This is a genomic window from Bradyrhizobium sp. AUGA SZCCT0158, assembly GCF_018130065.1.
GTDB lineage: Bacteria > Pseudomonadota > Alphaproteobacteria > Rhizobiales > Xanthobacteraceae > Bradyrhizobium.
Genome location: NZ_JAFCME010000012.1, coordinates 1 through 14,807, shown reverse-complemented (window position 1 = coordinate 14,807; position 14,807 = coordinate 1). Strand labels below are relative to the sequence as shown.

Here is a 14,807-nt window from a genome sequence, read left to right as displayed (position 1 = left end):
CAGTGCGGATGGCTTGGCGCGATGCAGCGTTTCGCTGATGCGCGTGTCACAGGCGCGTTGCCCATTCCCTTCTCAGTATGGACATCAGGCGCATCGACCGGAACGTTCCGTCGGGGTCCCGGTGCAAATCGCGAACCACGCCTTCCTCGCTAAACCCGGTTTTGAGGTACGTCCGGTAGGCCCGTTCATTCTCAACGAATACAACGAGTTCGACGCGATGCGCTGCCACATCCTCGAAACAGATTTGCAGGACCGATCGCAGCAGGCCCGATCCGAGGCCGCGCCCGGGAGTTCCAACCGCGATGCGCCTGAGCCGCACGCATTGGTTGGCGCTTCCGATGCCCTGTAAAATGGCAAATCCGGCAATGTCCGTTTCATCGTGCGCCGCCAGATATCGGGACGACGGGTTTTCGATTTCAGCGGCGTGCTGTTCGGCGTCCCATCGGCCGACCAGGCGCACATAGCCTTCCACGCGTTCGATGCGCATGATGGCGGGGATGTCGGATTTACGCGCGGCTTGAATCTGCCGGCAGTTTGGCGTTGCCGCGCCTGCCGGGCAATGCTCAAGGCGAGAAGCTGCGAGCAGGGTCGATCGCCGCAAGAGATGATGGCCAAGATGATGGCAAAGACAGGTCGCGCGCTGCACGGCACCGGGGCTAGAGGAAACCGCACAGCGCGCCGACCCCATGGGAACGTCATGGCGTGAACAGGACGCCCCAACCCCTCCCCAAGAGAATGAGATAGTATCATCGATCAATTGAAGGTTGTACATTTATTTGTCAGTTTTCGAGGGGGCGGTAACGGGATTTTGCGGTTCCCCTATAGCCAGTTCCGATTGAATCGGAACTGGCTATAGATTCTTGGTTTGACGCGTTTTCTTGACGCGAGCCGAAATCCACTTCGCTGGAAAACGCTTTGGGATGCGGGAAAATTCAGGCAGCGTGCGCCGATTTTCGCAGCAAGGCTGCCGCGATTTTGAGATCGGCCACGAAGCGCTGATATTCCCGCGCCTTGGCGTCGGCGTCCGGCAGCCGCAGCAAATAGGACGGGTGCACGGTGACAAGCGCCGTCGTGCCGTCTTCGAGATCAATCAGGCGTCCGCGGCTTTTGTTGATCGGCGTGATTTTGCCGAACACGCTCTGCGCCGCGGTAGCGCCCATCGCCACCACCAAGGCCGGTTTGATGGCGGCGCGTTCGCGTTCGTACCATTGCCGGCAAGCCTTGATCTCGGGTGTGTTCGGTTTCTGGTGCAGGCGGATTTTTCCGCGCGGCACAAACTTGAAATGCTTCACGGCATTGGTGACGTAGACCTTTGAACGGTCGATGCCGGCCTCATCCAGCGCCCGGTCCAGCATCTGGCCGGCCGGGCCGACGAACGGCTTGCCCGCGAGATCTTCCTTGTCGCCGGGCTGTTCGCCGACCAGCATGACCTGGGCGGCTTGTGGGCCTTCGCCGAACACGGTTTGTGTGGCGTCCTTCCAGAGCGGGCAGGCGCGGCAATCGGCGGCTTCTTCCCGCAGGGTTTCGATGTCGTCGGCAGCCTGTTTGCGTTTCATCGGCGGTTCCTGCCGCTTCTGCGATTTATGCGGTTCGGTCGCAGCATGCGCGATCATGGCGCTGGCGGTACGTTCGGCATTTGCGATTAGAGGCTTAATCAACGAGGCCTCCGGCAGGTTCCGCCAATATCGCTTCGGCATTTCGGCCTGCATGGCCTTCACCTTCAGCCGGGCGGGATTGAAGATGCTGGCGTAGTAACGCCGCCAGGTTTCCTCGAGCCGATCTTCGGTCGGCGCCTCGGCCTTGGCTACCCCCGGCGTGATCGAGACGGCATGGCCGTCCCAATGCGCGCAGACGTCAGGCGTCAGGATCGACCACGGCATGTCGGCAAAGCGGCGGGCGAAGAACGGCGCTGCCAGTTCGACGATATGATGCTCCGGCTCGAACCAGGCGACGAAATGCGATTTCTGTTCGCGGCCGATTTCGCGGAAGCGGACGAAGGCGTGCATCTTGTGCTCGTCGCGATGTACGGCCTTCGCCATCGCGCTAACGCGTGCTACATCCAGATCGGTCGCGACGACAAGCAGGTCGTGGTTGCCGCGCAGCCGCCACAGCAGGCGATAGAGGATGGCAAAGCGTTCGCTGTTGCGATGAAGGATCGCGGCTTTCGCCAGCTCGACGAATTTGGCCGGGACGTTGAAAGTCGCATTTGGCGGGTCGGGGAGTGGGGTGGTCGATTCAAACAATCCAGGCGCGTCGCCTTGCACACGCCATGTCACGTCGGCCGGGCTTACGTCATTCAGCACCAGTGTTCGCGCTGCTTTGCGCCAGCCGTCAAAATCGGTTTCGTGCTCGAGGGTGATGGTGTGCATAAATGCCGCCTGTCTCCTTCGTCATGCCCGGGCTTGTCCCCGGGCATCCACGTCTTCCCTTGGTGCGGAGGAAAAGACGTGGATGGCCGGGACAAGCCCGGCCATGACGGTGTGTTTAGAATCCAAACCCCAATTGCGTCGCCTTCGGCCTGAAGCGCTCCGCCAGCTTCGCTCCGTCGAGCAGATGAGGCTGCGGGCGGTGATCACTGAGAACGATGAATGGCAGCGCCTTGTTCTTCGGGATGTGCAGCCGGGCGAGATCGGCCGCACGGATGGAAGTGACGCGGCGCGTGGCGATGATGCGGTCGACGGCCTTGCGGCCGAAGCCGGGCACCCGCAGCAGGTCCTCGCGGCTGGCGCGGTTTACATCGAGCGGAAAGCGCTCGCGGTGCCGCAATGCCCAGGCAAGTTTCGGATCGATATCGAGCGGCAGCATGCCGGCGCTTTCATCAACGATCTCGCCGACGTCGAAACCATAGAACCGCATCAACCAGTCGGCCTGATAAAGCCGGTGCTCCCTGACCAGCGGCGGAGCCGCCAGCGGCAACGCGCGGCTGGCATCCGGGATCGGGCTGAAGGCGGAATAATAGACGCGCTTGAGTTTGTAGGAGCCATAGAGATTGGCGCTGGTATGGAGAATGGTTTTGTCGTCGGCCGCATCCGCGCCGATGATCATCTGCGTGCTCTGCCCGGCCGGCGCGAAGCGCGGCGGCTTTGCCTTTGTTATGGTCTTGTCGTTGCTGCTGTTATTTTCTTGCGCCTCATCGAGCTTGAGCCGCAGCCGGCCCATGGTGCGGCGGATCGCGCGCACGTCCTTTTCCGGCGCGAGTTTGGCAAGGCTGGCTTCCTCGGGCACTTCGATGTTGATGCTGAGCCGGTCGGCATATTTGCCGGCCTCGGTGATCAGCGCATCATCGGCTTCCGGAATGGTTTTCAGATGGATGTAGCCGCGGAAGAGATGCTCCTCGCGCAGTTTTCGCGCGACGGACACCACTTGCTCCATGGTGTAGTCGGCACTGCGGATGATGCCGGAGGAGAGAAACAGGCCCTCGATGTAATTGCGTCGATAGAAGTCGATCGTCAGCTTCACGACTTCATCGACGGTGAAGCGCGCGCGCGGCACGTTCGAAGAGGTGCGGTTGACGCAATAAAGGCAATCGTAGTTGCAGGCATTGGTGAGCAGGACTTTGAGCAGCGAGATGCAGCGTCCATCCGGCGCGTAGGAATGGCAGATCCCCATGCCGGGCGAGGTCGAGCCGAGGCCCTTGCCGTCGCTGGAATCCCGCTTCTCGGTGCCGCTGGAGGCGCAGGAGGCGTCGTATTTGGCGGCATCAGCCAGGATTTCCAGCTTGCGTTGCACGTCCATCATTGAATCCCTTTGATTCCACTCATGAATCGCCTGGGTAGTATTCCCGATTGACTCCTTGGGTCCTGTTAGCTTTATATTAGAACATATCATGAACAAATGAGCCAGCAGCGGGTTCATTTCAAAACCAGCGATGGCCACGATTTCTTTAAGGGAACGGCGCATGACCGGCGCACGCCTAAACACGCTTGCGCGTTTGCGCGGCCGCATCGAACGCATCGAGGCGGGCGCGGATACGCACGCGCTTCATAAAGTGGCACTCGGCCATGCCGAGGCCGATGCGACGCTGTGCGGCGGCCTTGCCCGCGCCACGGTGCATGAAGTCTTTGCCGAAGGACATCAGGGCGCGGCGGCGACGGGATTTATCGCGGGCCTTGCGGGACGGCTGACATCGCGCCGGCCGCTGGTCTGGGTGCGGCAGGATTTTTCGGAAATTGAATCCGGCGCGCTGTCGATGAGCGGGCTCGCCGAACTCGGCCTTGATCCGCGGCTGCTGGTCACCGTGCGCGCCGCCGATGCCGACGCGGCGCTACGGACCGCCGCCGACGCGCTGGCCTGCGATGCGCTCGGCGCCGTGGTGCTGGAAGTCTGGGGCGAGCCGCGCCAGCTCGATCTCGTCGCCAGCCGCAAACTGACTTTGGCCGCGCAGGCTTCCGGCGTCACCGCATTGCTGCTGCGGCTGGCGGCTGTGCCGCAGCCCTCGACCGCGGAGACAAGATGGATCGTGCGCGCGGCGCATTCGCCGCCATCAGCACCCTGGCATGCGTGGGGCGCGCCGGTGTTCGACGCCGAGCTCGTTCGTAACCGTCATGGCCCGGTCGGGCGTTGGATCATGGAATGGAAATGTGATGAGTGCCTTTTCAGCGAACCGGCGGCGAATCCTCAGCCTGTGGCTGCCACGCCTGCCCATCGACCGCATCAAGCGGCAGCGCAAAGCGTGTTCAGACGAAGCGCGTGAGCACGACTCTTGCAACACGACTGGTGCGCTCCCTCCCCCCTTGCGGGGGAGGGCAGGGGAGAGGGGTAAGCCACAAGCACCGCCGTCGCCGCCATCCCTCTCCCTAACCCTCCCCCGCAAGGGGGGAGGGAACACGACTGAGCCACCGGATAGTTTCGGTGCTCCTCACGTCGTCGTCGCCAAGCAAAACAACGCGCTGCAGATCTATGCGCTCGATGATCTTGCGGCGCGTTCCGGCCTCGAGATCGGCCTGCCGCTTGCCAATGCCCGCGCGATCTGTCCGGAATTGACGGTGTTCGATGCCGATCCGGTTGCGGACGCCAGGACGCTGGGCGATATCGCCGACTGGTGCGATCGCTTCACGCCGCTGGTGGCGCTCGATCCCCCGCACGGGCTCTATCTCGACATCACCGGCTGCGCCCATCTGTTCGGCGGCGAGCGAGCGCTGCTGCAGACCCTGTGCGGCGCGCTGACCCGCAGGGGTTTTGTCGTCAGCGCTGCTATCGCCGGCACCTCGATCTGCGCGCGAACGCTGACGCGCCATGCGTCAGGGAAAATCATTGCCGATGGCGAGGAGGCTGACGCCGTCGGCCCGCTGCCGGTCTCGGCGCTCGGCGCCGATGTCGCGATCACCAGCGGCCTGCGCCGCGCCGGGCTGAAAACCATCGGCGATGTCGCCGCGCGCGGGCGCCACGAGATCACGGCGCGGTTTGGCGCCGGCTTCACGACTTTGCTCGAACACGCGCTGGGGCAGGGCGATGCGCCGATCAGCCCGCGAAAACCCTTGCCGGATTACATCGTCGAAAAACGCTTTCCCGAGCCTGTTGCCACCGACACCGTGATCGCGATGAACCTGTCGGCGCTCGCGGGCATGCTGGTGTCAGCGATGGACAAGCAGGGCAAGGGCGCGCGGCGGCTGGAAGCGAGTTTCTTCCGCACCGACGGCGCAGTGCGCAACATTACGGTCGATACCGGACGTCCGGTGACGAAGCCTGTGGTGATCGACCGGCTGTTTCGCGAGCGGTTAGATGCCTTGAACGATCCGCTCGATCCCGGTTTCGGCTTTGACCTGATACGCCTCTCCGCCAGCCGCACCGAAATCGTGGTGCAGCAGCAGCGCGATCTCGACGCCAATGTCCACGACAATGACGAACTCGCCGCCCTGATCGACCGCATCGCCGCGCGGATCGGGGGCAAGCGCGTGGTCGTACACCTGCCGCAGGACACCCATATCCCCGAGCGCGCGGTATTGGCGGTATCGGCGCAGCATCATCTGGCGGCGGCGACAGAGGCCGCCTGGCCCGAGCGGATCGAGAATGAGCCGCCGCTGCGGCCGCTGCGGCTGTTCGAGAGACCTGAGCCCATCAACGTGCCGTTTGCATCGGTGCCCGACGGGCCGCCGCATCAATTCACCTGGCGGCGCGTCACCCATGCGGTGGTGCGGGTGGAAGGCCCCGAACGCATCGCGATGGAATGGTGGAAGCAGAATGGCGAGGCGCTGACGCGGGATTATTTCCGGATCGAGGACGCGGAGGGATTGCGGTTCTGGATTTTTCGCGATGGGCTCTATGAAGGCGAACTCAGAAGCGACGAGGAGGGTGAACCCGTATCTCCCAAATGGTTCGTGCACGGGCTGTTCGCATGAAAAACCCTGCCTATGCCGAAATCGGCATCACCACGAACTTTTCGTTCCTGCGCGGCGGGTCCGATCCGCGCGCCTATGTGCATGAGGCGAGCCGGCTTGGTATTCCCGTGATCGGCATCGCCGATCACAACACGCTGGCCGGTGTGGTGCGCGCCTGGAAGGAGCTCGACAACCCGGAAGTGCTGCACAAGCCAAAGCTTCTGATCGGTTCGCGCATCGTCTTCGTGGACGGCACGCCGGATATTCTAGTCTATCCGCGCGACCGTGCCGCCTATGGCCGGCTGTGCCAGTTGCTTACCCGCGGCAAACGCGGCGGCGATACTGAGCGGATCGCCAAGGGCGAGTGTCATCTGAAACTGGATGACCTCCTGGAATTTTCCGAGGGCCAGCTCCTGGTGCTGACGTTGCCGCATCGCTTCGACTCGGCCGGCGCCTTGAAAATCCTGGACCGCCTGAAGGGTAGCCGCGCCGATGGCGTGTGGCTGGCCGCAAGCCTCCTGTACCGCGGCGACGACCGCCGCCGGCTGGCGCGGCTGCATCTGGTATCGCTGACATCAAAGGTGCCGCTGCTGGCGACCAACGAGGTGCTGTACCACGATGCCGCCCGCCGCCCGCTGCAGGACGTGCTGACCTGCATCCGCGAAAAGACGACGATCGAGGCCGTCGGCAAGCGGCTCGAGGCCAATGCCGAACGCTATCTCAAGCCGCCGCAGGAAATGGCGCGGCTGTTTCGCGATCTGCCGGACGCGATCGCCGAGACCATCCGCTTTGCCGGCCGTATCAATTTCTCGCTCGACCAGCTCAAGTACCAATATCCGGACGAGCCGGTGCCGCCCGGGAAAACCGCGCAGCAGCATCTGGAAGATCTGACATGGCAGGGTGTTATCAGTTATTTCGGCGGCGAGATCGACGACACGCTTCGCGCCACCTTGCGCAAGGAGCTGGCGCTGATCGCCGAGCTCAACTACGCGCATTATTTTCTCACCGTGCACGACATCGTCCATTATGCGCGCAGCCAGAACATCCTGTGTCAGGGCAGGGGATCGGCGGCGAATTCGGCGGTCTGCTATGTGCTCGGCATCACCTCGGTCGATCCGACCAAGGTCGATTTGTTGTTCGAGCGGTTCATTTCCAAGGAACGGCTGGAGCCGCCCGACATCGACGTCGACTTCGAACATTCGCGGCGCGAAGAGGTGATGCAATATGTCTACCGGCGCTACGGCCGCCACCGCGCCGCGATCATTGCCACCGTGATCCATTACCGGCCGCGCAGCGCGATCCGCGATGTCGGCAAGGCGCTGGGGCTGACGGAGGACGTCACCGCCGCGCTGGCCGATACGGTGTGGGGCAGCTGGGGCAAGGGCCTCAACGAGATGCAGGTCCGGCAGGCCGGGCTGGACCCTGCGAATACGATGATCGAGCTTGCGGTGGCGCTTGCGACCGAATTGATCGAATTCCCAAGGCATCTGTCGCAGCATGTCGGCGGCTATGTGCTGACGCAGGACCGGCTCGATACCTATGTGCCGATCGGTAACGCCGCGATGGACGACCGCACCTTCATCGAATGGGACAAGGACGACGTCGACGCGCTGCACATGATGAAGGTCGACGTGCTGGCGCTGGGCATGCTGACCTGCATCCGCAAATGCTTTGATCTGATCGCCGATCACAAGGGTGAGCGATACGAGCTGGCCGATATCAAATCGGAGGACGACGACGCAGTTTATCAAATGCTGCAGCGGGGTGAATCGCTCGGCGTGTTCCAGGTCGAGAGCCGCGCCCAGATGAACATGCTGCCGCGTTTAAAACCGCGGACCTTCTACGACCTCGTCATCGAGGTGGCGATCGTGCGGCCCGGCCCGATCCAGGGCGACATGGTGCATCCCTATCTCAAGCGCCGAAAAATGCGGCCTGAGGATATCGAATATCCCTATCCAAAGGGCGGCAACAAGGATGAGTTGCGCAACGTGCTGCACAAGACGCTTGGCGTTCCCTTGTTCCAGGAACAGGCGATGCGTATCGCGATCGAGGCGGCGGAATTTACCTCCGAGGAAGCCAACGGATTGCGCCGCGCCATGGCAACGTTCCGCAATCTCGGAACCATCGGCAAATTCGAAGCCAAGATGGTCGGCAACATGATCCGCCGCGGCTACGATCCCGAGTTCGCCAATAATTGCTTCAACCAGATCAAGGGTTTTGGCTCTTACGGTTTTCCGGAAAGCCATGCCGCGAGTTTTGCGCAGCTTGTCTATGTCTCGTCATGGCTCAAGCATTACCATCCCGATGCGTTCTGCTGCGGGCTCTTGAACTCGCAGCCGATGGGTTTTTATGCGCCTGCGCAGATCGTCGGCGATGCCCGCAAGAACGGCGTCGAGGTGCGCGGGATCGACGTGTCGCACAGCTTTGCGCAGAACACGCTGGAAGAGGGCGAAGGAAAATATTGCGCCGTGCGGCTCGGGTTCCGCCAGATCGATGGATTCAAATGGGCCGATCCGGATGAGGAAGGGTTGAGGGCTTCTCAGCTGTCATTCCGGGATGCGCCGTTAGGCGCAGGCCCGGAATCCATCGGGCAGCATTCGCGGAGCAAGATGGATTCCGGGCTCGCGCTACACGCGCCCCGGAATGACGGTGGGACCGAAGACTGGGCCGACCGCATCATCGCCGCCCGCACGCGGCGCGCCTTCACCTCGCTGGAGGAATTCGCCCGCGACACCGCACTTCCAAAACGCGCGCTGATCCTGCTGGCAGATGCCGATGCGTTCCGTTCGCTCGGGCTCGATCGCCGCGCCGCGTTGTGGGCGGTGCGCCGGCTGCCGGACGACGTGCCGCTGCCGCTGTTCGAGGCCGCAGTGGCGCGCGAGCAGCCGGACGAAAACGCCAAACCGCTGCCTGACATGCTGCTGCCGGAGCAGGTGGTTGCCGACTATCAGACCATCCGGCTGTCGCTGAAGGGCCATCCGATGGAATTCTTGCGCGCAAAGTTTTCAAAGGAGCGCATCGTGCCTTGCGAACATATCGCGCATCGCAACGACCGGCGTCATGCCCGCTGCGCCGGCGTGGTGCTGGTGCGGCAGCGTCCGGGCAGCGCCAAGGGCGTCGTCTTCATGACGCTGGAGGATGAAACCGGGATCGCCAACATCGTGGTGTGGCCGGCGGTGATGGAAAAGTACCGCAAGGAAGTGATGGGCGCGCGCCTGATCCTGGTCGAGGGCTACATCCAGAGCAGTCCGGAACACGTGACGCATCTGGTCGCGCAGCGGCTGTTCGACCGCTCACACGATCTGATTGGTCTGGCCAACGATGCGCTCAGCCGCAAGCATCCGGTGCCGGCGGGCCCTGCGCTGATCGAACCGCTCAACGACGACCGCCGCGACCACCCCGATACACCGGCGCAAAAGATCCGCCATCCGCGCAACGTCCGCATCCTGCCGCCGTCTCGGGATTTTCATTGAGGTGCGGAGCCATGACACGCTTAAAACGGCACGCCTTAAAACGGCATGCCGCAAAAATGAAATGGCCGCTGGATGTGAATCCAGCGGCCGCCCGGGAAGAACAAAATTGATTGTTTAAGAATCCTCTAGCCCCCGGTGACCTTTAATTTAGCCGACGCGATGCGATGCTTCGAGTCAAAATTGGCCGGCCTGCTGCGAAAGCGCTGGTAACGTTACCTGCCGGTCTCACCCAAATGGGGGTGGCGTTGGAGGGTTCCTTGTCGGAACCTGCAGCGCAGAATCGTTGTCATGAACTCGTCTTGCACGCCGGTTTCGAAGCGCGTGGCTGAAGTGGCATAGGCTGAGGACGAAGGTGGACGTTGGCCGGCTGCAGTCGATCAGCAACCGGCTCGGCGATGCAGTGATCGATCCTGCGATGTGGCCGGCCTTGATGCAGGACATCTGCAGCGCCAGCAACTCAGCGGCGGCATGCCTGCTTCAAAGCGACGTCAGGACGCCCGACGTGCCGTTGTTGCTCGCGGGCCGTCAGATCGTCAGCGACCAGGACATCTTCAGCTCTGAACCGGAAATGCTTCGCGATCCCCTGTATGCGCATGCGAACAATTTCGGGCTGCGCTGGTTTGCGGTTATCGGATTTTTTGCAGGCTCCGCATTGTGGGGTTTTTCCATCCAACGCACGATCGGCGAGGGCGCTTTTGACGAATCCGAAAAGGCGGCGCTTGCCGGCCTGTCCCAACGATTGACGGAGACCGCCACGCTTTCCACTGCTGTCGGAAGGGGCGTGCTGTCCGGCATCACCAATGCACTGGCCTTCATCAAGCGCGCCGCGATCGCGCTCGACCGGTTCGGATCGGTCGTCGACATCAATCCGCCGGCAGAAGCCGCGCTTGGTGGCGATATCAGGATCATCGGGCAGCGCCTCGTTCTCGGCGACAGGCGGGCGCAGGCGGCGTTCAATAATTTCCTCGACCGGCTGCGAACGGCCTCCGACGTCGATGCGCTCGGCGTCGCGCCCATCGTGGTCCGCCGCGCCGGCAAGCCGCCGATCGTCGTCCGTGTGCTGCCGGTCGATGGCGCGGCGCGCAGTCCGTTTCTCGGGGCCCGCGCCATTCTCATCCTCTCCGGCTTCGACGAAGGCGAGGCCGAACAGTTGACGATGCTGCGCCAGGCCTTCCGCCTGACGCCATCGGAAGCGCGCATCACCCTGTGTCTGGCCGGCGGCAAGTCGCTGGAAGAAGTCGCGCAGGAAATGGGAGTAGCGCATGAAACCGCGCGCTCACATCTGAAGGCAATCTTCCGCAAGACCGATACCCACCGGCAAGGCGAGTTGATTGCGCTGGTCAGCCGCCTGCGATAAGGCGTTGACCAGACGCCGCCCGCGGGCAGCGATCCGCTGTTCCCGGCGCTGCGGCAGGCGAAGTCGCTGGTGAGGGTGGTGGGGCCTTCGCGCCAGCAGGTCCCGCTTCGCGAACTCGGCGACAAGGCGGACAAGTTCGAGGGCCTGTGCCGGAAGCGCGCGTGAAAAAGGCCGCTAGGCGAGGCGGCCTCATTCGTGACCGGTGGAACATGGCGGCTCGTCGCCGCCAGGACCAAAATCGTGCGCAAATTGAGAAGTGCTAGTGATAGGTGCCGAGCGTCGGCCGGCTCCAGATGTCCTGCATGATCCATCCGCCAACGGCGCGCTCCGCAAGCATCTTCGCTAGCCTCGAGTCCATCGCGCCGCCCACCACGATCTCGAGCTGCGCGTCGTCGATCAGGGCCAACTGGTCGTTGCGATCCGAATTCCTGAACTTGGTCATTGCCGTCTCCCGTTTTCCCTGCAGCGAGACCATTCCCGCCGTCCCTGATGACAGGGATACGACGCCTGCCGGGCCGCCACCGTGACACGTGTCACACAGCAAACGGGCTGTCATGGCGGCGCTAACTGACCGCTTGCAAACAGCCCCTCCGGTTCCTCCAGTTCGACCAGCTTCTTCTTGTCGATCAGCCAGAAACGATTGCCCACCGTCCGCACGAAGTTGCGGTCATGTGACACCAGCAGGCAGCTTGCCTGATGAACCATCAGTTCAGCCTCCAGTGCTTCCTGCCCCTCGATGTCAAGATGATTGGTGGGTTCATCGAGCAGATAGAAGTTTGGCTGGGCAAGCCGCAGCAACAGGATGCCCAGCCGCGCCTTCTGTCCGCCGGAAAGCTGGCCGATCGGACGGCCCTGCATCTCGATCGAGAGGCCGGCACCCGCGAGCAAGGTGCGCGCGCGCTGATCGCCGACATCGAAGCGGCGGATGATCGTGTGTGCCGGAGTGTCGGCATCAGCAAGACCGGCAAGCGCCTGATCGCAATAGCCGAGAACCAGCGATTGCGTGGCCTTGATGCCGGCGTGCACCGCGTCTCGATTTTCGATTGCCGCGCGCAGCATGGCGACGAACCGGGTCTTGCCTGCCCCGTTCAACCCGAGCAGCACGATCCGGTCTCCCTTGCAGATGAACTGCTTGCCGGTCCGAAACAGCAGCCTGCCATCCGGCGTCTCGACCGTGGCGTCGTCCAGCGTCACCATCACCTTGGCGTGGGTTCCGCGATTGGCAAGCCTGATGGTGCCGGCGGATCGTTCGAGATGCCCGGGCTTTGCGGCATCTTCCAGTTTCCCGGCCCGCTGCTTCAGCTGTCTGGTTTTCGACAACAGCAGGTCGCTGCCGGAATTGATGCCGATGTTGCTCAGCTTCGCAGCTTGCTGGCGCAGCTGTTGGGCGGTCTTGAGGTCATGCTGATAGCGCCGCTCGTCGGAAGCGTCCACTTCACGGAGTGCGGCGCGTGCCCGCGTATAGGGCAATGAAAACAGCTGCGACTGCTCCGGCCGCAGGAACAGCGTCCGGTTCGTGGTCGCATCGAGAAAGGCGCGGTCGTGGCTGGATATGACGACGGGCATCTCGCGCGGCAGCGCGTTCAGCCAGTTTTCAAGCTGACTGATCCGGGTGAGGTCGAGATGGTTGGTCGGCTCGTCGAGCAGCAGCACGTCGGCCTCCGTCATCAGCACGCGCGCGAGCATGGCAAGCCGCTGCCAGCCGCCGCTCAACTGTTTCAGTGGCCTCTGCCGCAGCGCCTCGGGCACGTCGAGCGATTCCAGGGCAACGTCGACCCGCCAGCGTTCGCTGAGCCGTTGTTCGGCGGAGAGCGCCTCGAGCACGGCGGCATAGAGGGGCGTCTCCATCAGGGCTTCCGGCACGTACTGCTCGACACAGCCGACCGTCAGCCCGCGCGACCGGGTGATCTCGCCCTCGCTCGCTTCCATGGTGCCTGCCATACAGCGCAGCAGGGTGGATTTTCCGCGACCGTTGGCGGCGACAAGCCCGATCCGGTCGCCGGGATTGACGACGAGGTTCAGCCGGGAAAACAGCGGCGCGCTCAGCGTCACGCCGAGATTGCGGATGGTAATAAGCGTCATGATCGTTCTCTGGTCCTGCCGGCGATCACGATATCCGGGCACGCAGCCATCGTCGGATGTCGGTGTCAAAGCGCGGCGATGAATGAGAATGCAGGCGCGAGCGTCAGGAACGCGCAACGCCGCATGGCCACGAAGGGCAGACCAGGAAGAAGTTCAGAAGTCTCTGGTCAGCCCTGCAAACGCATTTGCAGGGCGTTGACCGGGCCACGCTGGCGATAGTGCCGGAAGAACGTCATCATCGCGCGGCCCTCCTTTCAGGGTTGAGTGACGTCAAAATAACGCGCTCCGCACAGGAGAGCAAGCTAAAGTAGAGCAAGCCAAAGTCTCGCCGAGTCAGTTGTCGAGTCAATCCCGGCAACTGGCGATCGGTAACGTATCAGAAATTCACCCGGTTCGAGATCGCGCCATCGACGAGGAGGTTCGACCCCGTCGTGAATGACGACGCCGGGCTCGCCAGGAACACGGCGGCATTGGCGATTTCCTGCGGCGTCGCCATGCGGCCGGTCGGGTTGCGCGTCAGCGCGTCCTGATAGCGCTTCGGCATGTTCTGCTCGATCATGTTCCAGACGCCGCCCTTGAAATAGACCGTGCCGGGCGACACCACGTTGACGCGGATTTTCTTCGACGCGTATTGCCGCGCCAGGCCCTTGGCCATGTGCACCAGCGCCGCCTTGATCGGACCGTAGGAGCTGGCGTTGTCGGCCTGTGCCGCCGAGACCGACGAAATGATCACAAAGGCGGCGTCGCCGCTCTTCTCGCCACTCGCTTCGAGGAACGGCCGCGCGGCTTCGAACGCATTGACGGCGCCCAGCACGTCGAGCCGGAAATTCTGCTCCCAGGATGCGACATCGCCGCCTTGCGCCATGGCGCCGGCGTTGGAGAACAGCATGTCGATGCCGCCGAGTTCGGAAGCTGCGCCGCCGATCCATGATTTCAGCGCCGCCGCGTCGGTGATATCGACGGAAGCGCCGGTGGCCTTGACGCCCCGCGCTTTCAGTTCCGCGACGGCGCTTGCGACCTGATCGGCGTTACGCGCGCAAACCGCGACATTGCCGCCTTCGCCCGCCAACGTATCGGCGATCGCCCGCCCAATGCCGCGCGTGCCGCCGAGGATGACGGCGTTTCGTCCCTTCAAGCCCAGATCCATTTTGTTTTTCCTTTGTTGGCGATCGACACTGTAGCAGAACCTCCGTGCAGGCAACGCGATCCTCGCGCAAGACGCAATGTCTCACAGCGTCCAGGTCTTCCCGGGGTCGTCGAAGCTTGATTTGGATGTCGTTCTCTCCTCGTCATTGCGAGCGTAGCGAAGCAATCCATGGCGCGCCCAGCCGAGGAATGGATTGCTTCGCTGCGCTCGCAATGACGGTTAAGTGCGGCAAAACGACCCGACGGGCAAATCACTTCCGGTTTCCAGAATCCATGTCAAGCCCCAAAATAAAAGATATTTCTGTTTACCAGAAGGAAAATCAGGTGCATATGTTTGCCCATCCCGTCCTACTCAGAAGGGCGTCGGCCGTCGTCACGGACGTTGGGCGGGTTGCGGTGGACGCTGGTTTGCGCCGAGACGACGGCGTGGAT

10 protein-coding genes are annotated in these 14,807 nt (G+C 62.8%); 4 read left to right on the top strand and 6 right to left on the bottom strand.

Annotated elements, in window-relative coordinates:
• Positions 1-46: 46 nt before the first annotated feature.
• The 3 genes from JQ574_RS18505 to JQ574_RS18495 all read right to left on the bottom strand — a co-directional run bounded on the left by JQ574_RS18505 (position 47) and on the right by JQ574_RS18495 (position 3,735).
• Positions 47-688 carry a GNAT family N-acetyltransferase gene (locus JQ574_RS18505; protein WP_212205251.1) on the bottom strand — a complete coding sequence of 214 codons (642 nt, stop codon included), beginning with the start codon at positions 686-688 and terminating at the stop codon, positions 47-49.
• Between the two features lie 244 nt (positions 689-932).
• Positions 933-2,369 (bottom strand): UdgX family uracil-DNA binding protein, encoded by a 1,437-nt coding sequence (locus tag JQ574_RS18500; RefSeq protein WP_212295171.1) that lies wholly within the window; start codon positions 2,367-2,369, stop codon positions 933-935.
• Positions 2,370-2,484: 115 nt separating this feature from the next.
• Positions 2,485-3,735 (bottom strand): putative DNA modification/repair radical SAM protein, encoded by a 1,251-nt coding sequence (locus JQ574_RS18495; protein ID WP_212205910.1) that lies wholly within the window; start codon positions 3,733-3,735, stop codon positions 2,485-2,487.
• A 163-nt stretch (positions 3,736-3,898) separates the two neighbouring features.
• Here JQ574_RS18495 and JQ574_RS18490 point away from each other — a divergent pair, with 163 nt between their 5' ends.
• The 4 genes from JQ574_RS18490 to JQ574_RS35720 all read left to right on the top strand — a co-directional run bounded on the left by JQ574_RS18490 (position 3,899) and on the right by JQ574_RS35720 (position 11,147).
• A complete protein-coding gene (locus JQ574_RS18490) occupies positions 3,899-4,693 on the top strand; it encodes an ImuA family protein (protein ID WP_212205255.1) in 795 nt (264 codons plus the stop codon).
• Positions 4,584-6,338: a Y-family DNA polymerase gene (locus JQ574_RS18485; RefSeq protein ID WP_409363371.1), complete on the top strand. Its 1,755-nt coding sequence runs from the start codon at positions 4,584-4,586 to the stop codon at positions 6,336-6,338. The genes JQ574_RS18490 and JQ574_RS18485 overlap by 110 nt, the downstream gene beginning before the upstream one ends.
• Positions 6,335-9,790 carry an error-prone DNA polymerase gene (locus tag JQ574_RS18480; RefSeq protein WP_212205259.1) on the top strand — a complete coding sequence of 1,152 codons (3,456 nt, stop codon included), beginning with the start codon at positions 6,335-6,337 and terminating at the stop codon, positions 9,788-9,790. Before JQ574_RS18485 ends, JQ574_RS18480 begins: the two co-directional genes overlap by 4 nt.
• A 352-nt stretch (positions 9,791-10,142) precedes the next feature.
• Positions 10,143-11,147 (top strand): helix-turn-helix transcriptional regulator, encoded by a 1,005-nt coding sequence (locus JQ574_RS35720; RefSeq protein ID WP_212383765.1) that lies wholly within the window; start codon positions 10,143-10,145, stop codon positions 11,145-11,147.
• Between the two features lie 259 nt (positions 11,148-11,406).
• Here JQ574_RS35720 and JQ574_RS18470 read toward each other — a convergent pair whose 3' ends face one another.
• The 3 genes from JQ574_RS18470 to JQ574_RS18460 all read right to left on the bottom strand — a co-directional run bounded on the left by JQ574_RS18470 (position 11,407) and on the right by JQ574_RS18460 (position 14,376).
• Entirely contained in the window at positions 11,407-11,589 is a 183-nt protein-coding gene (locus JQ574_RS18470; RefSeq protein WP_212205263.1) for a hypothetical protein, read from the bottom strand.
• Positions 11,590-11,699: 110 nt separating this feature from the next.
• Positions 11,700-13,229, bottom strand: a complete 1,530-nt coding sequence (locus tag JQ574_RS18465; protein WP_212383764.1) for an ABC-F family ATP-binding cassette domain-containing protein — start codon at positions 13,227-13,229, stop codon at positions 11,700-11,702.
• 376 nt (positions 13,230-13,605) lie between these two features.
• Entirely contained in the window at positions 13,606-14,376 is a 771-nt protein-coding gene (locus JQ574_RS18460) for an SDR family NAD(P)-dependent oxidoreductase (protein WP_212205273.1), read from the bottom strand.
• Between the last annotated feature and the right edge of the window lie 431 nt (positions 14,377-14,807).

Excerpts from the sequence above, each read along its gene's own strand:
- JQ574_RS18470 (WP_212205263.1), bottom strand. The coding sequence starts at position 11,589 with ATGACCAAGTTCAGGAATTCGGATCGCAACGACCAGTTGGCCCTGATC.
- JQ574_RS18490 (WP_212205255.1), top strand. The coding sequence starts at position 3,899 with ATGACCGGCGCACGCCTAAACACGCTTGCGCGTTTGCGCGGCCGCATC.
- JQ574_RS18505 (WP_212205251.1), bottom strand. The coding sequence starts at position 688 with ATGGGGTCGGCGCGCTGTGCGGTTTCCTCTAGCCCCGGTGCCGTGCAG.
- JQ574_RS18500 (WP_212295171.1), bottom strand. The coding sequence starts at position 2,369 with ATGCACACCATCACCCTCGAGCACGAAACCGATTTTGACGGCTGGCGC.
- JQ574_RS18465 (WP_212383764.1), bottom strand. The coding sequence starts at position 13,229 with ATGACGCTTATTACCATCCGCAATCTCGGCGTGACGCTGAGCGCGCCG.
- JQ574_RS18480 (WP_212205259.1), top strand. The coding sequence starts at position 6,335 with ATGAAAAACCCTGCCTATGCCGAAATCGGCATCACCACGAACTTTTCG.
- JQ574_RS18485 (WP_409363371.1), top strand. The coding sequence starts at position 4,584 with ATGAGTGCCTTTTCAGCGAACCGGCGGCGAATCCTCAGCCTGTGGCTG.
- JQ574_RS18495 (WP_212205910.1), bottom strand. The coding sequence starts at position 3,735 with ATGGACGTGCAACGCAAGCTGGAAATCCTGGCTGATGCCGCCAAATAC.
- JQ574_RS18460 (WP_212205273.1), bottom strand. The coding sequence starts at position 14,376 with ATGGATCTGGGCTTGAAGGGACGAAACGCCGTCATCCTCGGCGGCACG.